We start from the raw sequence: 20,588 nt of genomic DNA on the forward strand, positions 1-20,588 counted from the left end.
CCGTCAACCCGTGCGTGCCGTCAACCCGTGCGTGCCGTCAACGGGGAGTCGTGTTACCGGGGCTCAGCCCCCGTCAGCGGGGGAGCCGCCAGGTGAGGCCGTGGCCGTACGGGTAGCGGACCGCCGTCGGGTCGGCCGGGTCCGGGACGCTGACCGGCAGCTTGCCGCGCGGCGCGACCTCGCCGACGAGTACCCGGGCCAGCGCCTCCATCGACGCCTTCGTGTAGCCGAAGGTGACGAGCTGGGTCGGTACGTCGTCGAAGTGCCCGACGTCGTAGGCGTCCCGTACCGCGACCACCACGACCGGCCGGCCGGTGGCGGCCAGCGCGTGCACCAGCTTCTGCTGCCGGGCGTTCGGGTCGGTGACGGTGGTGTCGAAGGACTTCTGGGTCAGCACGATCGTCAGGTCGTTGGCCTGGGCGGCGGCCACCGCCTCGGCGATCTTCGCGTCGTTCGGCAGCCCGGTCGGCAGCGCGGTGGTCCGGTTGCCCCGGGCGGCCAGCCCCGCGGCGAGGGTGCCGACGTTGTCGAAGGCGCCGGAGTTCCAGCCGGTGACCAGCACCGACCGGTCGGCCCTCGGCAGCGGCAGCAGCTTCGCGTCGTTGCGGACCGCGGTGACGGTACGGTCGGTGATCTTCCGTAGCTCGGTCTGGTGGGCGGGCTGCCCGACCACCCGCTCGGCGGCGGCCGGGTCGACCGGCGGCACCCCGTCGAGTACGCCCCGGCGCTGCTTCAGGGTGAGGATCCGGCGTACCGACTGGTCGATCCGGGCCTCGGTGAGTTCACCGGAGGCGACGGCGGCGAGTACCGAGTTGACCGCCAGGTCGAGGTTCGGCGGCATCAGCAGCAGGTCGGCGCCGGCCTTGAGGGCGAGCACCGGGACCCGGTCGTCGCCGTACTGCTGGCGTACCCCGGCCATGCCGAGCGAGTCGGTCACCACCACGCCCCGGAAGCCGAGCCGCTCCCGGAGCAGCCCGGTGAGGATCGGCGCGGAGAGCGTGGCCGGGTCGCCCGAGTCGTCCAGCGACGGTACGACGATGTGCGCCGTCATGATGGTGTCGACCCCGGCCGCGATGGCGGCCCGGAACGGCGGTTCGTCGAGCCGCTGCCACTCGTCCCGGGTGTGGTGGATCACCGGCAGCGCGGTGTGGCTGTCGTCCCGGGTGTCGCCGTGTCCGGGGAAGTGCTTGGCGGCCACGCTCACCCCGGCGCCGGCCTGGAAGCCGACCACCTGGGCGGCGGTCATCCCGGCCACCAGCAGCGGGTCGGAGCCGAAGGAACGTACCCCGATCACCGGGTTGGCCGGGTTGACGTTGACGTCGGCCGACGGCGCCCAGGCCTGCTGGACGCCGACCGCCCGCAACTCCCGTCCGGTGATCCGGGCGGCGGTGAACGCGTCGACCAGGCTGCGTCCGGCGCCGAGCGCCATGTTGCCGGGGAAGAGGGTGGCCGGGGCCGGCAGCCGCTGCACGATGCCGTGCTCCTGGTCGGTGGAGATGAGCAGCGGGATCCGGGGGGCGTTGGCGGCGGCGCTCGCCTGGAGCCCGTTGGAGAGCGTGGCGATCTGCCGGGGCGAGTCGAGGTTGTGCGACCAGGTGAAATAGATGACCCCGCCGAGGTGGTATTTCGCCACCACCTCGGCCCCGGTCTCCACCCCGTACGCCTGCCGGTTGGCGGCGGCGTCGGCCGCGCTCGGCGCGGTGGCGGAGCCGCCGTAGACGTAGGTGGCGAAGAGCTGGCCGACCTTCTCCGGCAGGCTCATCCGGGCGATCAACCGGTCCACCGTGGACGACGACGCCCCGCTGGACGGTGCGGTCAGGTGGGGCGGTGCGGCCTGGGCGGGCGGGCTGGCGCCGCCGGCGAGGAGCAGGGCGACCGTGACGCTTGATGCCAGAAGCCGGGACCGCATGGCACCTCCAGGTGATTCATCAGACCCTATAAATTAGTCCGCCCCGCCGTCTCGGGCAAGAAGCTTCTCTGTTATTGCCAAGGTCGAAGGAAAGCTTCATCCTGGTCGTGGCGAACGAGAGTCCTGGCGGGCGGGAGTCGTGGTCGTCGAGAGTCGTAAGTGACGAGGGTCGTAACTGACGGAAGTCGTGGCCGACGAGATCGGTCGACGACCGGCACGGAGGTGTGGCGATGCGTCGTCGGAGGATCGGCAGTGGACTCCTCGGTACCGGAGTCGGCACGGCTCTCCTGGTCACCGCCCTGGCCGTGCCACAAGCGGCGACCGCCAGCCCGGAGGCCGGTCAGGCGGTGGCCGCCGGCCGGGGTGGGGGATGGCAGGGCGGGCCGCCGAGCGTCGGCCCCGGCGACGTCCGGTTCGAGCGGCGCACGCTGCGGCCCGGCCGGCCGCAGGAGGTCGGCCTGCTTCCCGAGTACGTCGACCGGCTGCGCACCGACGCCGAGGCGTACCTGGCGCCGACCCCGGACCACCCGACCTTCCCGACGTACGCCGGGGCCGTACTGCTCGCCGCCAAGGACGGGGTGATCGTCCGACACGAGGCGGTCGGTACGGCGGTGAAGTACGAATCGGTCGGGCCGGCCCCCGGCCGCGTCGGAGTCGAGTTGCCGGCCGAACAGCAGATCCCGATGCGCAAGGACACCATCTTCGACCTCGCCTCGATCTCCAAGCTCTTCACCACAGTGGTGGCACTGCGCCAGGTCGAGCGCGGCACCGTCGAGCTGGACGCGCCGGTGGTGCGCTACCTGCCGGAGTTCGCGGCCGGCGGCAAGGAGGCGGTGACCGTACGGATGCTGCTCACCCACACCGGCGGGCTGCCCGCGTTCGCGCCACTGTGGAGCAGCTACCCGACCCCGGAGACCCGGGAGGCGGCAGCCCTGGCCACCCCGTTCGCCGCCGGTGCCAGCCCCGGCAACCAGTACGTCTACTCCGACCTCGGGCTGATCGCGCTCGGCGTACTCGTGGAGAGGGTGACCGGCCGCCCGCTGGAACAGCTCGTCGCCGCCGAGGTGACCGGGCCGCTGCGGATGGTCGACACCGGCTACAACCCGGCAGCGGCGCTGCGGCACCGGATCGCCGCCACCGAATACCAGCCGTACGCGGACCGTGGCATGGTCTGGGGCGAGGTGCACGACGAGAACGCCTGGGCACTCGGCGGGGTGGCCGGGCACGCCGGACTCTTCTCCACCGCCGCCGACCTGGCCATCTTCTGCCAGATGCTGCTGAACGGCGGCGAATACCGGGGCGCCCGGATCCTGCGCGAGTCGACCGTGCGGGACATGCTGGTCAACTACAACGCCGGCCTGGAGAGCCGCTATCCGGAGAGTGACCGGGGGCTCGGGGTCGAGCTGCACAAGCACTGGTACATGTCCGGGCTCGCCTCGCCGGTCGCGTTCGGGCACACCGGGTTCACCGGTACCTCCATCGTGGTCGACCCGCTGTCGCACACCTTCCTGATCCTGCTCAGCAACCGGGTACACCCGGACCGGAACTGGGGCAGCAACAACGTGGCCCGGCGGGCGCTGGCCCGCGACCTGGCGTACGCGACTCCGGTCCGGCCGCTGCTGGGCGGCACCGCCTGGCGCGCGGACGACCTCGACGGCGGCAGCGTCACCCTCACCGCGCCGCTGCGCCGCGCCGCCGGCCGCGCGTCGGTGGCCAGCTTCCACCTCTGGTACGACACCGAGCCTCGCTACGACCTGCTGCACTTCCAGACCTCGGCGGACGGCGGCGCGACCTGGACCCCGGTCGACGTGACCCTGGTCGGGCGGACCGGACGGTGGACCGCCGAGGGATCGGTCACCGGCTACGGCGGCCGGCGCTGGTGGCAGGCGTTCGCGGAACTGCCGGCCGGCACCACCGACCTGCGCTGGAGCTACACCACCGACGGCAGTTCCCGGGGCCGGGGCGTCTACGTCGACGGCCTGCTCGTGGTCGGCACCAACGGCCTGCTCTTCTCCGGCGAGGGCACCGACGCCACCCGATTCGCCCCAACCGGCTGGCGCCCCGCCGACCGCTGACCGGCTGTCCAAGATTCTTGGCGAATTGGGGCGCGTGGCGAACCGTAATTCGCCAAGAATCTTGGCGCGCCCGTGGCGGTGGCAGGAGGTTGTCCACAGGTGCGCGGGCGGTCGTTGCGGGTGCGTGACGGCTTGCGCACACTTGGTCGGTGTCGGTCGCCCGGAGGCAGTCGAGAGTTGCCGCCGATCGCGGTCAGCCGTATCGGTCCGGGCTGCCGGGGCTACCCGAGGTGCCGGGGGAGAACGCCGACGAGCTGGACTGGCTGGCGTTCGAGCAGGCGGGAGTCCTGGCAAGCAGCCAGGCGGTGCGGCTGCTCGGCCGGGGCGCCGTCCGTGGCCTGATCGACTCCGGCCGGTGGCGCCGGCTGTGCCGGGGAGTACTGCTCACCGGCAACGGGCGGCTCACACGTGACCAGCAGCTGTGGGTCGCCGTACTCGTCGCGGGGGAGGGGGCGGTGCTGGCCGGTGCGACCGCCGCTGCCGAAGCGGGCGTACGGGGACTGCGCCAGGAGCCACTCCACTTGCTGGTTCCGGCCGGGCGACATGCCTCCACCGCACGGCGCCGGTTGCCGCTGGACATGCCGGCCGTGCTGGTACGGCGCACCACGATCCTGCCCGAGTCGCACCTGCAGGTCGGCCGGCCGACGCGTACGAGCGTGGCCCGGGCACTGGCCGACGCGGCGGGTTGGGCCCGCTCCGACGACGAGGCGCGGACCGTCCTCGCGGCCGGCTGCCAGCAGCGGCGTACGACGGCCGGTGAGATCCGGGGCGTGGTGGCGGAGCTGCCGAAACTGCGGCGTCGACCGTTGATCCTGCGGACCCTCGACGACATCGAGGGCGGCGCGCAGGCGCTCTCCGAGCTGGACCTCGTGGCACTGTGCCGGCGGTTCCGGCTGCCCCTGCCGGAACTCCAGCAACGGCGGGTGGATGCCGGTGGCCGGGTGCGCTACCTGGACGCCTACTGGCGGCGGTGGCGGCTGCATGTCGAGATCGACGGCGCGCACCACATGGATGCCCGGCACTGGGCGGCGGACCTGCGCCGGCAGAACGACATCTGGATCGCCGGTGACCGCATCCTGCGCTTTCCGGCCTGGCTCGTCCGCAGCCGGCCGACGGAGGTGGCCGACCAGTTGCGGGCGGCGCTGGTGGCGGGCGGCTGGTCCGCCGACCGGTGACCCAGGGCCGGGGGCCGGCCGCCTCCGGGCGAACGCGTCAGCGAGGGTGCTCAGGGCGTAGTGAGGGCGGACGGAACCTCCTCCTCGACCCCTCGGATCAGAACGACGCTGTACCCGACGATCCAGACCAGCCAGAGCAGCCAGCCGACCAGGCCGAAGAGGGCGAGCGGGTTGGCCCCGTCGGCGCCGTACGGGCTGGTGGTGGCGGCGAGGAAGAGCAGCGCCGCGCCGAGCAGGCCGACCGCGGCATGCCAGCGGCTGACCAGGCCGGCCCGCCGGCCGCTGACGGAGAGGCCGAGCAGCGCCGTCGCCAGGAAGATCTGGTTGAAGCCGAAGAGCGCGTTGTGCAGGCCCCAGAGCCCGGCCACGGCGCCCAGATCCTGACTGGCGGTGCCCGGGTCGTGGGTGGCGGTGGTGGCGACGGCCAGCCGGGCCGCTCCCACCCCGGCGAACGCCACGCACTGCATGAGGATGCCGGCGAGGCCGACCACGGCCCAGCCGTCGCCCCGGATCCGGTCGTGGCGCCACAGCGCGGCGAAGACTCCGGCGGCGAAGATGGTGGCCAGCAACCAGGCGGTGGGCAGCAGGGCGGAGGTGAGACGGAGTGCGTCCGACGCGCCGGCGTGCAGCCTGGCTATCTCGTCGAATCCCACCGCGTCGGAGGGGGTCGGGAAGCCGGCCGAGACCAGCGCCAGGTTGCCGCCGAGCAGCAGCAGTACGAAGCCGATGCCGGAGAGGCCGGCCAGCCGGGTGAAGCGCATGAGCTGCCTCCAATTGGCTTTACGCGAATTATATTGAATATAGGCAGCGACAAGAGGGAGGACAAGATGGCGGCAGCGCCGGAACGGCGGCGGTACGACTCGCTGGTCCGGACCGCCCAGGCCGACGAGACCCGCCGGCAGATCGCCCAGGCGGCCCGCCGGCTCTTCGTGGCCCAGGGGTGGGGGCAGACGACCGTACGGGAGGTGGCCCGCGAGGCCGGCGTCTCGGTCCCGACGGTCTACTCGGCGTACGGCAACAAGAAGGGGCTCGCCATCGCGCTGATGGACGCCGCCGACCTCGCCGCCGACCCGGATCGGCTGGTGGCGGAGCTGGCGGCCGCCGACGACCCGCCCGGCCAGCTCGCGGTCTCGGTCGCCTTCCACCGCAGGCTGTACGAGCGGGCCGGAGACGTGATCCTGCTGCTCCGCGAGGGCGGGCGGACCGAACCCGAACTGGCCGCCGCCTACCGCGAAGGACCCCGACGCGGCGAGGAGGCGCTGCTACGGCTCTTCTCCTCGTGGCCCGCCGGTGCCCTCCGGGACGGCGTCGACCCGCGTACCGCCGTCGACATGTACGGGGCGATCTGCGGCATCGACGCGTACACCGGGTTGACCGCCGGACGCGGCTGGTCGCCAGAGCGCGTCGAAGGCTGGTGGACGGGCCTGCTCACCCGGGAACTGCTCGGCTAGAAGGCGCAGGCGATGACGAGTTCCGGGGTGCGGTCGGGCAGGAAGTCGAGCTTGCCGATCCGGCCCGCCGCCTTCAGGTCACCGGCGATGCTGGCCAACTGCTCCAGCATCGCCGCCGGACCGAGCGCCTCGGCCAGCGGGATTTCGGTACGCATCGACACCTTGCGCTCCGACTTCGCCCGGCGGATCTGGGTCAGTGCCGCGCCGGCCAGCTCCAGCAGGGCCGGGTCGCCGTCGGCGGCCACCCGTTGGATCTCGTACGTCGTCGGCCAGGGCGAGCGGTGCACCGAGCCGTACCGCCACCAGGACCAGACCTCCTCGGTGACGTACGGCAGGAACGGGGCGAAGAGCCGCAGCAGCGTGGCGAGGGCGGCGGCGAGTGCCGCACGGGCCGAATCGGCACCCGGCCCCTCGCCGTACGCGCGTTCCTTCACCAACTCGATGTAGTCGTCGCAGAACCGCCAGAAGTACGCCTCGGTGACCTGCATCGCCTCGGTGTGGTCGTACCTTTCGAAGGCGGCGGTGGCGCTGGCGACCACAGTGGAGAGCCCGGCGAGCATCGACCGGTCCAGCGGCTCGGTCGCCGACGCCCGCAGGGCGTCGCCGGCACCGAGGCCGAGCGCGAACTTGGACGCGTTGAGCAGTTTGGTGGCGAGCCGCCGGCCGATCCGGATCTGTCCCGGGTCGAACGCCAGGTCGGTGCCGGGCCGACCGTTCGCCGCCCAGTAGCGGACGGCGTCCGGGCCGTGCTCCTCCAGCAGCCCCAGCGGGGTCTGCACGTTCCCCTTGGACTTGGACATCTTCTTGCGGTCCGGGTCGAGGATCCAGCCGGAGAGCACCGCGTCCCGCCAGGGCAGCACCCCGGCCTCCAGGTGCGAGCGCACCACGGTCGCGAACAACCAGGTACGGATGATCTCCTGCCCCTGCGGCCGCAGGTCCATCGGAAAGACCCGGGCGTAGAGGTCGGGGTCGTCGAGCCAGCCGCCGACGATCTGCGGGGTCAGCGACGAGGTGGCCCAGGTGTCCATCACGTCCGGGTCGGCCATGAAACCACCCGGCTGGCCGCGCTGCGCCTCGGTGTAGCCGGCCGGGACCTCGGAGGTCGGGTCGACGGGCAGCGTCGCCTCGTCCGCCGTGAGAGGCTGGGCGTAATCCGGCTCGCCAGCGTCGTCGAGCCGGTACCAGACCGGGAACGGCACCCCGAAATAGCGCTGCCGGCTGATCAGCCAGTCCCCGGTCAGCCCGCCCACCCAGTGCTCGTAGCGGTGCCGCATGTGTGCCGGCACCCAGTTCAGCTCGCCGCCCCGGTCGAGCAGGGCGGCCCGCAACTCGGCGTCCCGACCGCCGTTGCGCAGATACCACTGCCGGGTCGAGATGATCTCCAGCGGGCTGTCGCCCTTCTCGTAGAACTTCACCGGATGCGTGACCGGCCTCGGCTCGCCGTCCAGGTCACCGGAGTCGGTCAACAGCTCCACGATCCGCCGCCGGGCCGCGTTGACCTTCAGCCCCGAGAGTTCGGCGTACCGGGCCGGGTCGACCCCGGGCGGTGGCTCCGGCAGCAGCCGGCCGTCCCGGCCGATCACCACCCGGGCGGGCAGCCGCAGCTCCCGCCACCAGGTCACGTCGGCCAGGTCACCGAAGGTGCAGGTCATCACCAACCCGCTGCCCTTGGCCGGATCCGCCAGCGGGTGGGCGTAGACGGTCACCTCGGTGCCGAAGAGCGGGGTGCGGACGGTACCGCCGACCAGGTCCGCGTACCGCTCGTCGTCGGGGTGGCAGACCAGCGCCACGCAGGCCGGCAGCAGCTCGGGGCGGGTGGTCTCGACGTACACGTACGGGTCGTCGCGGCCGGGGCCGGGGCCGATCGGGGTACCGGCGCTGCCCGGCCCGGAGGCGAGCACCTCGAACCGGATCCGGTGGTACGCCCCCGGCCGCTCCCGATCCTCCAGCTCCGCCTGGGCCACCGCCGTGCCGAAGCCGACGTCCCAGAGCGCGGGCGCCTCGGCCGAGTACGCCTCACCCCGGGCCAGGTTCCGCAGGAACGCCCGCTGCGCGGTGGCCTGCGCCGTACGGCCGATCGTGGTGTACGTCAGCGACCAGTCCACCGACAACCCGAGGCGTCGCCACAGCTCCTCGTAGACCTGCTCGTCCTCGGCGGTCAGCGAGGCGCACAGCTCCACGAAGTTGCGCCGGGAGATCGCGACCGGGTGCCGCCGGGCCTGCTCGTCGACCGGTCGCTGCGGCGGCCGCCACTGCGGGTCGTACGGCAGGCTCGGGTCGCAGCTCACCCCGTAGACGTTCTGCACCCGACGCTCGGTGGGCAGCCCGTTGTCGTCCCAGCCCATCGGATAGAAGACCGTCCGGCCGCGCATCCGCTGGAACCGGGCCACCGTGTCGGTGTGGGTGTAGGAGAAGACGTGCCCCATGTGCAGTTCGCCGGATACGGTCGGCGGGGGAGTGTCGATCGAGTACACGTCCGACCGGCTCTTGCTCCGGTCGAAGGCGTACGTCCCCTCCTCCTGCCACCGGCGGGCCCACTTCTCGGCCAGCCCGTCCAGGCTCGGCCGTTCGGGGACACCGGTGCGCTGGTGCCGCGCCGCATCCGTCATTGGCCGATGGTACGGGAGACGACCGGGCGGCCGACCGGGATTTCCGCAGCGCAGGCCCGGCCGCCGGAGGGCACGCGGCCGCCCCGACGTGACCCCGGCCTGCGGTCGTCGCTTCGAGGGGATCGGTGTCGACCCCCGCACCATGGCGCCGGGGTACGACACCCCCCGGCCGGTGATCGGCAGGCTACGGTGGACGGCGTGATTCCCGAGGCGCTGGCCCGCAACGCACGGCAGGTGTGGGGGGCGGACGGCGTCCGCTGGCTCACCGAGCTGCCCCGGGTACTCGCCGAGGTGGCCGCCGACTGGGAACTGACCGTCGGTGAGCCGTTCGACCTGTCGTTCCACTACGTCACCGCGGTGACCTGTGCCGACGGCCGACCGGCGGTACTGAAGCTGGGCGTGCCGAGCGGGGAGTCGCTGCGTACCGAGGCGGCGGCGCTGACCGCGTTCGCCGGGCGGGGCGCCGTACGCCTGCTCCGCGCCGATCTCGACCGGGCCGCCCTGCTGCTGGAGCGGGCCGAGCCCGGCTGGCGGCTGCGTGACCTGGTGCCCGGCCGGGACGCCGAGGCGACCACGGTGGCGGCGGAGCTGCTGCGCCGGCTCGCCGTGCCGGCGCCGGCCGACTGCCCGCTGCCGGACCTCTCCAGCTACATCGCCGGCTTCGACGACTACCTCGCGGTGTGGGGGGAGGACGGACCGCTCCCGGCCGACCTGGTCGGCCGGGCCGGCGGCCTGATGCGCGAGCTGTGCGCGTCGGCGCCGGAGCGGGTGGTGCTGCACGGCGACCTGCACCACGACAACATCCTGCGCGCGGAGCGCGAACCATGGCTCGCGATCGACCCGCACGGGCTGGTCGGCGACCCCGGCTTCGAGGTCGGCGCGCTGCTCTACAACCCGGAGCCGGGCGACCGGGACCCGGCGTTGACCGCGCTGGTGCCGGCCCGGGTCGAACAGCTCGCCGACCTGCTGGCGATGCCGGTGGACCGGGTGGTCGGCTGGGGCTTCGTGATGGCGGTGCTGTCGGACGTCTGGACGGCCGAGGACTGGAAACCGGGCGACCGCTCGCCGGCCAGCCGCGGCCTGGACGTCGCGCGGCTGCTGCTGCCCCGGCTGGGCTGAGCCCTTCCCGGCCGATCCGTGCAGCAGCGGCCCGGTCAGTGCGGCGGCTCGATCCGTGCAGCAGCGGGCCGGTCAGTGCGGCAGCGGGTCGGTCAGTGCAGCAGGGAGTCCTGCCACTGCCGGTGCAGGGCGGCGTACCGGCCGCCCCGGGCGATCAGCGTCTCCGGGGTACCGTCCTCGACCACCCGGCCGCCGTCCAGCACCAGCACCCGGTCCGCGATTTCCACAGTGGACAGCCGGTGGGCGATCACGATCGCCGTCCGGTCGGCGAGGATGGTCCGCAGGGCCCGCTGCACCAGCCGCTCGCTCGGAATGTCGAGTGACGAGGTGGCCTCGTCCAGGATCAGTACCGCCGGGTCGGCGAGGAACGCCCGGGCGAACGCGACGAGCTGCCGCTGCCCGGCCGAGAGCCGGCCGCCGCGCCGGTGCACGTCGGTCTCGTACCCGTCGGGCAGCGCCGCGACGAAGTCGTGCGCGCCGATCGCCTCCGCCGCCGCCACCACGTCCGCGTCGTCCGCCCCCGGCCGGCCGAACCGGATGTTGTCCGCCACCGATCCGGCGAAGAGATGGTTCTCCTGGGTGACCATCACCACCGCCCGGCGCAGGTCGGTGTCGGCGACGTCGCGCAGGTCGACGCCGTCCAGGGTGACGGTGCCCCGGGTCGGGTCGTAGAACCGGGCCACCAGCTTCGCCACCGTCGACTTCCCCGCCCCGGTCGCGCCGACCAGCGCCACCGTCTGGCCGGCCGGGATCGACAGGGTCAGCTCCGGCAGGACCGGGGTGTCGCAGCGGTAGCCGAAGCTCACCGCCCGCAGTTCGACGGCACCCCGGACCGGCCCGGCCGGCAGCGGGCGGGGCGCGGCCGGCTCCGGTACGCCGGGCCGCTCGTCGAGTACTCCGGCCAGCTTCTCCAGCGCCGCCGTCGCGGACTGGAGAGCGTTGTAGAACTGGCTCAACTCCTGCATCGGCTCGAAGAACCGGCGGAGGTAGAGCAGGAACGCGGCGAGTACCCCGATCTCGGCGTGCCCGCCGATCACCCGCATGCCGCCGTACGCCAGCACCACCGCGATGGTCACGTTGCCGATCACCTTGATCGCCGGGGAGTAAGTGGCGATCAGCCGAAACGCCCGCAGGTTCGCCCGCCGGTGGTCATCGTTGAGGGCGGTGAAGATCTGCTGGTTGCGCGGCTCCCGGCGGAACGCCTGTACCGCGCGGATGCCGCCGAGCGACTCGACGAAGTGGACGATCACCAGCGCGACCGTCTCCCGGGTACGCCGGTAGGCGGACGCGGAGGCGCGGGCGAACCAGCGGGAGAGCCAGAGCAGGAACGGGAAGGCGAGCAGGGTGACCACGGCCAGTGGCGCGTCGAGCCAGAGCAGGACGCCGGCCACCGAGACGATGGAGAGCACGGCGAGCACCAGGTCGTCGATGCCGCCGTCGACCAGTTCGGCGATCGAGTCCATGTCACTGGTCAGCCGGGCCACCAGCCGGCCCGAGGTGTAGCGCTCGTGGAAGCTGACCGAGAGCCGCAGGAAGTGGTCGTACACCCGGCGGCGCAGGTCGAGCAGGATGGCCTGGCCGATCCGGGTGGAGAGGGTGAGGAAGCCGCGCTTGCCGGCGTACTCGGCTCCGGCGGCGAGCCCGAACGCGGTCGCCACCGCGACGAGTGGACCCGGATCACCGGCCCGGAGCGGTCCGATCGCGCGGTCGATGCCGAGCATCACCAGGTACGGCCCGGCCATCCCGGCCGCGTTCTGGAGCAGCAGCAGGGCGACCGCCACGCCGATCAGCCTGCGGTGTGGCCGGATCAGCGAGCCGAGCAGGACCCGGCTGCGGTTGCGGAGCCTGGCGATGCCCTGTGCGGTGCCGGTCTCGGCGGCGGTACGGTCCGCCTCCGGGTCGGCGGCGATCCCCCGCCACCGGGCCAGCCCCGCGGCGCTGGTCGTCGTGGTGTCGGCAGGCTCGGCCGCCCTCATGCCGTCGACCGGACCGGCTGCGGTCACGCCGTCGACCGGACCGGCGGTCGTCATGACCGGACCAGTCCCAGGTCGTCGGTCTCCTCGGCGGCTTCCGCGGTCCCCTCGGCCTCCCCGGCGGTCTCGGCGGTCTCCCCGGCGGTCTCGGCGGAGAGCACCGCCCGGTAGGCGGGGACCTCGCGCAGCAGTTCGGCGTGGGTACCGACGGCGGCGATCCGGCCGTCGGCGAGCAGCGCCACCCGGTCGGCGAGAGCCACGGTCGAGGGCCGGTGCACCACCACCAGCGCGGTGGTGTCCCGGAGCACCTGCGCCAGCGCCCGCTCGACCAGCGCCTCGGTGTGTACGTCCAGCGCCGACAGCGGATCGTCGAGCACCAGTACGCCGGGCCGGCCGAGTACCGCCCGGGCCAGGGCCAGCCGCTGCCGCTGCCCGCCGGAGAGGGAGAGCCCCTGCTCGCCGATCCGGGTGTCCAGACCCCACGGCAGGTCGTACACGAAATCGGCCTGGGCCACGGCGAGCGCGGCGCGTACCTCGTCGTCGCCGGCATCGGCCCGGCCCAGGGTGAGGTTCTCCCGGACGGACATCGAGAAGAGCGTCGGCTCCTCGAACGCGAACCCGACCCGGCTGCGCAGCGAGTCGAGCCGGAGATCCCGGATGTCCCGCCCGTCCAGGGTGACCTGGCCGGCGGTGACGTCGTAGAGGCGCGGCACCAGCGACAGCAGGCTGGTCTTGCCGCAGCCGGTGGCCCCGACGATGGCCAGCGTCTCGCCGGGTTGAACCGCCAGGTCGACGCCGCGCAGCACCGGGGGACCCTGCGGGTAGCCGAACCAGACCCCGTCGAAGCGGAGCGCGCCGCCCCGACCGGCCTCCTCCGGCCCGGCCAGCGCCACCGCGCCCGGCCGGTCGACGATCGTGGGACGCGTGTCGAGTACCTCGTAGATCCGGTCCGCCGCCGTCATCGCCTCCTGGGCGTTGGCGATGATCCAGGCGAGCGACTCGATCGGCCAGACCAGCATCAGTTGCAGGCTGACGAAGGCGACCAGCTCGCCGATGGTCAGCGAGCCGTCCGCGACGGCCACCGCGCCGGCGACCAGCACCGCCGCCAGGGTCAGGTTGGGGATGAGGTCGAACTGTGCGGAGGTACGGGCCAGCAGCCGGCCCTTGCCGGTCGCGGTGTCGTGCAGCGTACGGCTGCCGGCCGCGAACCGCCCCGTCATCTCCGGGCGCCGGCCGAACGCCTTGACGGTGCGGATGCCCTGCGCGGACTCCTCGATCAGGGTGGCCAGGTCGCCCTGCTCGTCCTGGAGCCGCCGGGCCGCCAGCAGATAGGCCCGGGTGAAGCGGCGGGTCGCCAGGAACAGCGGTACCGCGCCCGCCGCGACCAGCAGCCCCAGGCCCGGGTGCAGCGTGATCAGCAGGGTCACCACGGCGACGTAGGTGGTGACGTTCACGACGAGGAAGAGCAGCCCGAAGGAGAGGAAGCGCCGGATCACCGACAGGTCACTGGTGACCCGGGACAGTAGTTGCCCGGACTGCCAGCGGTCGTGGAAGCCGATGTGCAGCCGTTGCAGGTGGGCGTAGATCTCGTCGCGGATGGTGGCCTCCATCCCGACCGCCGAGGAGGAGTGGGCCCACCGCCGGATGAAGATCAGTGCCGCTTCGGCGAGCCCGAGCAGCAGGGCCAGCCCGCCGAGCCGGAGCAGTCCGCCGGGGTCGCGGTGCGCGATCGGGCCGTCCACCGCCCGCTGCACCACCAGCGGTACGCAGATGCTCGCCCCGGTCGCCGCGAACGCCGCGAGCAGCAGCCAGACCAGTTGACCCCGGTACGGGCGGAGGTAGCGCCGCAGCCGCCAGAGGTTGCGCGGCAACGGGTTGCCGGGCAGCCGGAAGCCCGGCCGGCCCCGGACCGTGGGCTCGTCGTCACGATCCGGCGCCATGCCCTGACGTTAACGGTAAATCCAGCCTCCGGTTGAGTCGTGTTGTTGTCACCTGGTGTCGTTCGGCAGCGCCTCTCCGGGGCAGCGGCACCGGATCGACGCTGATCCACCACTCAGCGCCGGTCGGCGGTACCGGTACCGCTACCGGGACCGGTCGATGTACCGGGCCGCGCGACGGTCACCCGTTGACCGGGCTCCCCTCGTGCGCGAGCAGCCAGCGCTTCACCGGCAACCCCCAGCGGAAGCCGCCGAGCCCGCCGTCGGTACGCAACACCCGGTGACACGGTACGAAGAGCGCGGCGGCGTTGCGGGCACAGGCCATCGCGGCCGCCCGGACCGCCCGGGGCCGGCCGGAAAGCTCGGCGAACTCGGTGTAGGTGACCGGCTCGCCCGGCTTGACCTGCCGCAGCGTCTCCCAGGCGTGGGCCAGGAACGCGCCGTCCGTGTGCTGCGCGACCGGCACCGCGTCGATCGCGGTCAGGTCCCCGTCCAGATAGGAGCGTACGGCCGAGGTGACCGGGCCGAGTTCGGGCCGCTCCCGCACATCGCGGCGCAACCGTGGGTGCACCAGCCCGAGCAGGGTGCCGGAGTCCGTGCCGAAGCCGGCGGCGTGCACCGTTCCCTCCCGGTCGGCCAGCACCGTCAGGGCACCGGCCGGCGTCTCGATCCGGCTGCTGTACATCTCGTTCATTCCGCTCTCCATAGTCTGATCACCGCGTACGAGCGCCAGGGCCGCCAGCGGCCGGCGTACGCGTCGAGGCTCTTCGGGTCGTCGGGGAGGCCGAGCGCCGCGGCGCCCCGGCGTACCCCGAGGTCGGTGGGGAGGAAGACGTCGGGGTCGCCGATCGCCCGCATCGCGACGTAGCCGGCGGTCCACGGGCCGATGCCGGGCAGCGCGGTCAGCCGGTCGACCAGCTCGGCCCGGTCTGCGCCGGGGTCCAGGTCCAGGTCGCCGGCGGCGACCGCCTCGGCCAGGGCCCGGATCGTCGCCCGCCGGGCGGCCGGCATGCCGAACGCCGAGTCGGGCAGCGCCAGCACCTCCTCGGCGGACGGAAACGCGCGTAGCCCGCCGCTCCCGCGCGGGCCGGGCGGGCTGCCCACCGCCCCCGCCGCCGGCTCGACCTCCGGCCCGGCCGGGTCGACCTCCGGCCCCGCCGGCTCGACGTCCGGCCCGGCCGGGTCGGTGCCGGGCAGGGTGTCCCGGGGCGGGGTGGTCGGCGTGCCGGCGGTGGTCGCGGCGGCGAGGCGGGCCAGCACGGTACGCGCACCGGCGACCGAGACCTGCTGGCCGACGATCGCCCGGACGGCCATCTCGAAACCGTCCACCGCACGGGGTACCCGGATGCCGGGCTCCTTCGCCACCGCCTCGGCGAACGCGGGATCGGCGCCGAGCAGGGCGTCCACCGCCTCCGGGTCGGCGTCCAGGTCGAAGAGCCGGCGGCAGCGGGCCACCGCCGGGGCCAGGTCGCGGACGTCGGTGAGCCGGAGGGTGGCGGCGACGTACCCGGGCATCGGGGTCAGGGCGATCTCGGCCGGTCCGTTCGGTAGCCGCAGGCCACGGCGGTACGACCCGGCGCCGACCTCCTCGATCCCGGGCACCGCCCGCAGGGCGAGGAAGTCCAGTAGCGCATCGGCGTGCAGCGGTGCCCGGTAGGCGAGCCGCAGCGTGATCGTCCCCGGTACGCCGTTGCCGTTCGGGCCGCCCGTCGTGCCGTTGCCGTTCGGGCCGCCTGTTCTGCTGTTGCCGTTCGGGCCGCTCCGGACGGTCGCGGCCGCCAGATCAGCGCTGCGCAGCGGCCGGGACGCGCGGCGGGAGCCCGTACCGGCGGTGCGGCGGGCGGCGTCGCGCAGCGCGGACGGCGCGACCGCGTACACCTCGCGGATCGTGTCGTTGAACTGCCGTACGCTGCCGAAACCGGCGGCGAAGGCGATCTCGGCCAGGCCGAGGTCGGTCGTCTCGACCAGGATCCGGGCGGTCTGCGCCCGCTGGGCCCGGGCCAGCGCGAGCGGCCCGGCGCCCACCTCCGCGACCAGCATCCGGTTCAGGTGCCGCTCGGTGTAGCCGAGCCGGCTCGCCAGCCCCGGCACCCCCTCCCGGTCGACCACGCCGTCGGCGATCAGCCGCATCGCCCGGCCGACGACGTCGGCCCGGACGTTCCACTCCGGCGAACCGGGGGCGGCGTCCGGCCGGCACCGTCGGCAGGCGCGCAGTCCGGCCCGCTGGGCGGCTGCGGCCGACGGGTAGAACCGGACGTTGTGCCGCTTCGGGGTCGTCGCCGGGCAGGACGGCCGGCAGTAGATGCCGGTGGTGGTGACGCCGGTGTAGAACCAGCCGTCGAACCGCTGGTCCCGGCTGTCGACCGCCCGATAGCACCGCTCGAAGTCCAGCTCCATGCCTTCGATGGTGCACCGTGCCGGCCGCGCTGACTCGCGGAAATCGGACCTGGCCGTGCGTACCGGCACCCGGGTGGTCCGGGTCACCCGCCGGAACTGGCCCGGCCACGCCGCCACGCCGGGCGCGCCGACCGCGCCAGCGGTGCGGTCGCCGGTCTCGCCCGTCGCGGTGCCGGTCCGGCGGCGTCCGTAGACTTCATCCCGGGCCGGGCCGGTGGACCGCACCGGGTCGCGCGGAAGGTTACGAGAGAGGCAGTCGCGTTCGCATGACTTCACTGACCATCGGCATCGTCGGCCTGCCCAACGTCGGCAAGAGCACGCTCTTCAACGCGCTGACCAAGAACGACGTACTCGCGGCGAACTACCCGTTCGCCACCATCGAGCCGAACGTCGGGGTGGTCGGCCTGCCGGACGAGCGGCTGGACAAGCTCGCCGAGATCCACGGCTCGCAGAAGATCATCCCCGCGCCGGTCTCCTTCGTCGACATCGCCGGCCTGGTCCGGGGCGCGTCGAAGGGGCAGGGCCGCGGGAACGCGTTCCTGGCCAACATCCGGGACGCCGCCGCGATCTGCCAGGTCGTCCGGGTCTTCTCCGACCCGAACGTCGTACACGTCGACGGCAAGGTCTCGCCCGGCGACGACATCGAGACGATCAACACCGAGTTGATCCTGGCCGACCTCCAGACGATCGAGAAGGCACTGCCCCGGCTGGAGAAGGAGGCGAAGGTCCGCAAGGACCGGGCCGCCGCCGTCACCGCCGCGAAGAAGGCGGCCGAGCTGCTCGACACCGGCGTCACCCTCTACGCGGGCGCGGCCAACGCCGGGATCGAGGTCTCCGAGCTGCGCGAGCTGCACCTGCTGACCACCAAACCCTTTCTGTACGTCTTCAACGTCGACGAGGCGGAGCTGAACAACGCCGACCTGCTCGACGAGCTGCGGCTGCTGGTCGCCCCGGCCGAGGCGATCTTCATGGACGCCAAGGTCGAGTCGGAGCTGACCGACCTGCCCCCGGACGAGGCGCGGGAGTTGCTGGAGTCGATCGGGCAGTCCGAGCCCGGTCTCGACCAGCTCATCCGGGTCGGCTTCCGTACGCTCGGTTTGCAGACGTACCTGACCGCCGGGCCGAAGGAGGCCCGGGCCTGGACGATCCCGATCGGGGCGACCGCGCCGGAGGCGGCCGGTGTGATCCACTCCGACTTCCAGCGCGGCTTCATCAAGGCCGAGGTCGTCTCGTACGACGACCTGGTCGCCGCCGGCTCGATGGCGGCGGCCAAGGCTGCCGGCCGGGTCCGGATCGAGGGCAAGGACTACGTCATGCAGGACGGCGACGTGGTCGAGTTCAGGTTCAACGTCTGATTCGACGCACCGTCGCCCGCTCCGGATGCGGCGGGCTGGTTCAATGGATCGCCGTGGAATGGGTGTTCGACGGCGAGGTCATCGAGTGGCGCGGACCGGCGCCGTACTTCTTCGTCGCCATGTCCCCGGCCGACAGCGCCGAACTCAAGGAGGCGGCGCGATCGCTGATCTACTGGGGTCAGGTTCCGGTGCACGTCGTCATCGGCGGTACGGAGTTCAGGACGGCTCTCTTTCCCCGGGGCGGCCGTTATCTGGTTCCGCTCAAGGACGCGGTCCGGAAGGCCGAAGGCATCGGCGAAGGGGACGTCGTGGCGGTGGTGCTGCGTCCGGCCCGGGGACGTGACGTCCGGCGGTGACGGAGTCGTGTCGGGTGTAGGCCCAACCTCGGAGTGCCGGCGGCTGTCGTGATCATGAGCAGTTCCGACGATCGCGTCTATGATCCACTGGCACCGTGACCGTGACGGAGGAACCCACGTGATCGACGCGATCGTTTTCGATGTCGGCGGAACGATTCTCGACGAGTCCCGCGAGTTCGAGACCTGGGCGGACTGGTTGGGCGTTCCACGGCACACGTTCTCGGCGGTCTTCGGTGCGGTGATCGCCCGGGGTCTGGACTATCAGGAGACGTTCCGGGTCTTCCGGCCCGGGTTCGACCTCGCGGTCGAGATCGAGCGCCGGGCAGCGGCCGGCATGCCGGAGTCGTTCGGCGAAGAGGATCTCTACCCCGACGCGCGGCAGTGCCTGACCTCCCTGAAGGATCAGGGCCTCTTCGTGGGCCTGGCCGGCAACCAGCCGGCCTGGGCAGAGACGGCTCTCCGCGCTCTCGACCTCCCGGTGGACATGATCGGCACCTCGGGCGGCTGGGGCGTGGCGAAACCGTCACCGGCCTTCTTCGAGCGGGTCGTCCGGGAAGGCGGTGCTGACCCGTCTTCGATCCTCTACGTCGGTGATCGGCCCGACAACGACGCACGCCCGGCCGGGGCGGCCGGGATGCGGACCTGTCTGATCCGGCGCGGTCCGTGGGGGCACATCCTCGACGACCCGGCCGGCTCCGAGCAGTGCCTGTTCCGGATCGATTCGCTGGACGAACTCCCGAGCCTGGTCGCGAAGCACAACGCCGCAGCCGGCTGACTCGCCGATAAGTGCGGGGAACGGCCTTCTCAGCCGGGTTGCCCGGCCAGGCCCGCCGCGATGGTGTCCGCGATCGGGGTGGTCGGTCGGCCGGTGAGCCGGGAGAGGTCGCCGGGGGTGCCGGCGAGCAGACCCCGGCTGATCGCCTCGTCCACGTCGACCAGTACCTCGGCCAACGGGCCGGGGACGCCCGCGCTGGTCAGCAGCGCCGCCCGCTCCGCCCCGGGCAGCGAGGTGTGTACGACGGTTCGGCCGGCCTGCCGGGAGACCTCCTCGGCGAACTCCTCGAAGCTCCACGCGGTGTCGCCACTCAGCTCGTACGCCCGACCCAGGTGCCCGTCCTCGCGGAGTACCACGGCTGCGGCGGCGGCGTAGTCCGCCCGGGTGGCGGTGGCGATCCGGCTGCCCGGGGTGACGTTGGTGACGATGGCTCCCCGGCTCAGGATCCCCGGCAGCTCGTTGACGGCGTACACCTCGGAATACCAGTTGTTCCGCAGGAACGTGTACGGCAGACCCGAGTCGAGGATCAACTGTTCGGTCTCCCGGTGCTCGGTGGCGAGCTGGAAGTCGGCCCGTGGGCCGCCGAACACGCCGGTGTAGGCCAACTGGGCGACGCCGGTGACCCGGGCCGCCTCGATCACCGCAGCGTGCTGTGCGGTGCGCCTGCCGACCTCGCTGCCGGAGATCAGCAGCACCCGGTCCTCGGGCCGAAACGCCCGGGTGAAGGTCTCCGGCTCGTCGTAGTCGGCGATGTGCAGTCCGACGCCCCGGGCCACCAGGTCCGCCGCCCGCTCCCTGCTCCGGGCGACGGCGGTGATCCCGTCCGCCGGTATGCCGGCCGCGAGCAGGTCGGCGATGACCAGGCGGCCGAGCTGGCCGGTCGCGCCGGTGATCACGATGCTCATCCGAGTGCTTCTTCCGATCGGTGTCGCCGGGTGTGGTCGGTAGCTCCACGCTCACCCTAGAGCCGGTATACGCCCTGGTGACAGTACCCACTTCTGAGTAAGGTACTGGCGTGAGCGTAAGTGCGGAGTCGATTCCCGCCGGGCCGGTCCCGTCCGATCCGCCCGGCAGGCGAGCCGACGTCAACCGGGTGGACTGCCCGTCCCGGGGCGTGCTCGAACATGTCACCAGCCGCTGGGGCGTGCTGGTGCTGGCCGCGCTGCTGCACCGGTCCTACCGGTTCAGCGAGCTGCGCCGCCAGGTCGGCGGGGTGAGCGAGAAGATGCTGGCCCAGACCCTCCAGACCCTGGAGCGGGACGGCTTCGTGCACCGCGCGGCCCGGCCGGTGATCCCGCCCCGGGTGGACTACTCGCTGACCCCGGCCGGCCGGGAGGTCGCGGAGCAGGTGTCGGCGCTGGCGCGCTGGGTCGAGGGCCGGCTCGACGACGTGCTCACGGCCCGGAAGGCGTACGACGCGACGCGGGAGTCCTGAACTCCGGCGTCGGCGCGGTCGC

The 20,588-nt window shown here is 72.9% G+C and carries 15 protein-coding genes and 1 pseudogene; 8 read left to right on the top strand and 8 right to left on the bottom strand.

What is annotated here, in order from left to right; genetic code table 11:
• Positions 1 to 73: 73 nt before the first annotated feature.
• A complete protein-coding gene (locus C6W10_RS10045; RefSeq protein WP_107257838.1) occupies positions 74 to 1,909 on the bottom strand; it encodes a glycoside hydrolase family 3 protein in 1,836 nt (611 codons plus the stop codon).
• Between the two features lie 230 nt (positions 1,910 to 2,139).
• Between C6W10_RS10045 and C6W10_RS10050 the strand changes: the two genes are divergently transcribed.
• Together C6W10_RS10050 and C6W10_RS10055 are read left to right on the top strand one after the other, a co-directional pair.
• Positions 2,140 to 3,984, top strand: coding sequence for a serine hydrolase (locus C6W10_RS10050; protein ID WP_159104533.1), 1,845 nt, complete (start codon positions 2,140 to 2,142; stop codon positions 3,982 to 3,984).
• A 230-nt stretch (positions 3,985 to 4,214) separates the two neighbouring features.
• Positions 4,215 to 5,159 carry an endonuclease domain-containing protein gene (locus C6W10_RS10055; protein ID WP_199853905.1) on the top strand — a complete coding sequence of 315 codons (945 nt, stop codon included), beginning with the start codon at positions 4,215 to 4,217 and terminating at the stop codon, positions 5,157 to 5,159.
• 50 nt (positions 5,160 to 5,209) lie between these two features.
• On the opposite strand, the gene C6W10_RS10060 is transcribed toward C6W10_RS10055, so the two are convergent.
• Positions 5,210 to 5,920, bottom strand: a complete 711-nt coding sequence (locus tag C6W10_RS10060) for a DUF4386 family protein (RefSeq protein ID WP_107257840.1) — start codon at positions 5,918 to 5,920, stop codon at positions 5,210 to 5,212.
• A 66-nt stretch (positions 5,921 to 5,986) separates the two neighbouring features.
• Between C6W10_RS10060 and C6W10_RS10065 the strand changes: the two genes are divergently transcribed.
• Positions 5,987 to 6,610, top strand: a complete 624-nt coding sequence (locus C6W10_RS10065) for a TetR/AcrR family transcriptional regulator (RefSeq protein ID WP_107257841.1) — start codon at positions 5,987 to 5,989, stop codon at positions 6,608 to 6,610.
• Here the strand turns inward: C6W10_RS10065 and valS are convergent.
• The gene (valS, locus tag C6W10_RS10070; RefSeq protein ID WP_107257842.1) at positions 6,607 to 9,219 is read right to left on the bottom strand and encodes a valine--tRNA ligase; all 2,613 of its coding nucleotides are present in this window, start codon (positions 9,217 to 9,219) and stop codon (positions 6,607 to 6,609) included. The two genes, C6W10_RS10065 and valS, sit on opposite strands and share 4 nt — an antisense overlap.
• A 198-nt stretch (positions 9,220 to 9,417) precedes the next feature.
• On the opposite strand from valS, the gene C6W10_RS10075 reads away from it, so the two are divergent.
• Positions 9,418 to 10,338 (top strand): aminoglycoside phosphotransferase family protein, encoded by a 921-nt coding sequence (locus C6W10_RS10075; protein WP_159104534.1) that lies wholly within the window; start codon positions 9,418 to 9,420, stop codon positions 10,336 to 10,338.
• A gap of 92 nt (positions 10,339 to 10,430) precedes the next feature.
• Here the strand turns inward: C6W10_RS10075 and C6W10_RS10080 are convergent, their stop codons facing one another.
• The 4 genes and pseudogenes from C6W10_RS10080 to C6W10_RS10095 form a co-directional block, all read right to left on the bottom strand.
• Positions 10,431 to 12,314 carry an ABC transporter ATP-binding protein gene (locus C6W10_RS10080; RefSeq protein ID WP_107263813.1) on the bottom strand — a complete coding sequence of 628 codons (1,884 nt, stop codon included), beginning with the start codon at positions 12,312 to 12,314 and terminating at the stop codon, positions 10,431 to 10,433.
• 50 nt (positions 12,315 to 12,364) lie between these two features.
• Positions 12,365 to 14,251 (bottom strand): ABC transporter ATP-binding protein, encoded by a 1,887-nt coding sequence (locus C6W10_RS10085; protein WP_107257844.1) that lies wholly within the window; start codon positions 14,249 to 14,251, stop codon positions 12,365 to 12,367.
• Between the two features lie 178 nt (positions 14,252 to 14,429).
• The gene (locus C6W10_RS10090) at positions 14,430 to 14,942 is read right to left on the bottom strand and encodes a methylated-DNA--[protein]-cysteine S-methyltransferase (protein WP_107257845.1); all 513 of its coding nucleotides are present in this window, start codon (positions 14,940 to 14,942) and stop codon (positions 14,430 to 14,432) included.
• A 556-nt stretch (positions 14,943 to 15,498) separates the two neighbouring features.
• Positions 15,499 to 16,645: pseudogene (locus tag C6W10_RS10095) on the bottom strand (bifunctional transcriptional activator/DNA repair enzyme AdaA); the annotation flags it as partial.
• A 266-nt stretch (positions 16,646 to 16,911) separates the two neighbouring features.
• On the opposite strand from C6W10_RS10095, the gene ychF reads away from it, so the two are divergent.
• From ychF to C6W10_RS10110, 3 genes are all read left to right on the top strand, one after another.
• Positions 16,912 to 18,000, top strand: a complete 1,089-nt coding sequence (gene ychF / locus C6W10_RS10100) for a redox-regulated ATPase YchF (RefSeq protein ID WP_107257846.1) — start codon at positions 16,912 to 16,914, stop codon at positions 17,998 to 18,000.
• Positions 18,001 to 18,053: 53 nt separating this feature from the next.
• A complete protein-coding gene (locus C6W10_RS10105; RefSeq protein ID WP_107257847.1) occupies positions 18,054 to 18,356 on the top strand; it encodes a DUF1905 domain-containing protein in 303 nt (100 codons plus the stop codon).
• Positions 18,357 to 18,435: 79 nt separating this feature from the next.
• Positions 18,436 to 19,131 carry an HAD family hydrolase gene (locus C6W10_RS10110; protein WP_369938173.1) on the top strand — a complete coding sequence of 232 codons (696 nt, stop codon included), beginning with the start codon at positions 18,436 to 18,438 and terminating at the stop codon, positions 19,129 to 19,131.
• Positions 19,132 to 19,160: 29 nt separating this feature from the next.
• On the opposite strand, the gene C6W10_RS10115 is transcribed toward C6W10_RS10110, so the two are convergent.
• Positions 19,161 to 20,036 (bottom strand): SDR family oxidoreductase, encoded by an 876-nt coding sequence (locus tag C6W10_RS10115; RefSeq protein ID WP_107257848.1) that lies wholly within the window; start codon positions 20,034 to 20,036, stop codon positions 19,161 to 19,163.
• A gap of 188 nt (positions 20,037 to 20,224) precedes the next feature.
• On the opposite strand from C6W10_RS10115, the gene C6W10_RS10120 reads away from it, so the two are divergent.
• Positions 20,225 to 20,566 carry a helix-turn-helix domain-containing protein gene (locus tag C6W10_RS10120; protein ID WP_234359704.1) on the top strand — a complete coding sequence of 114 codons (342 nt, stop codon included), beginning with the start codon at positions 20,225 to 20,227 and terminating at the stop codon, positions 20,564 to 20,566.
• Positions 20,567 to 20,588 lie beyond the last annotated feature (22 nt).

The organism is Plantactinospora sp. BB1 (assembly GCF_003030385.1).
Taxonomy (GTDB): Bacteria; Actinomycetota; Actinomycetes; order Mycobacteriales; family Micromonosporaceae; genus Plantactinospora.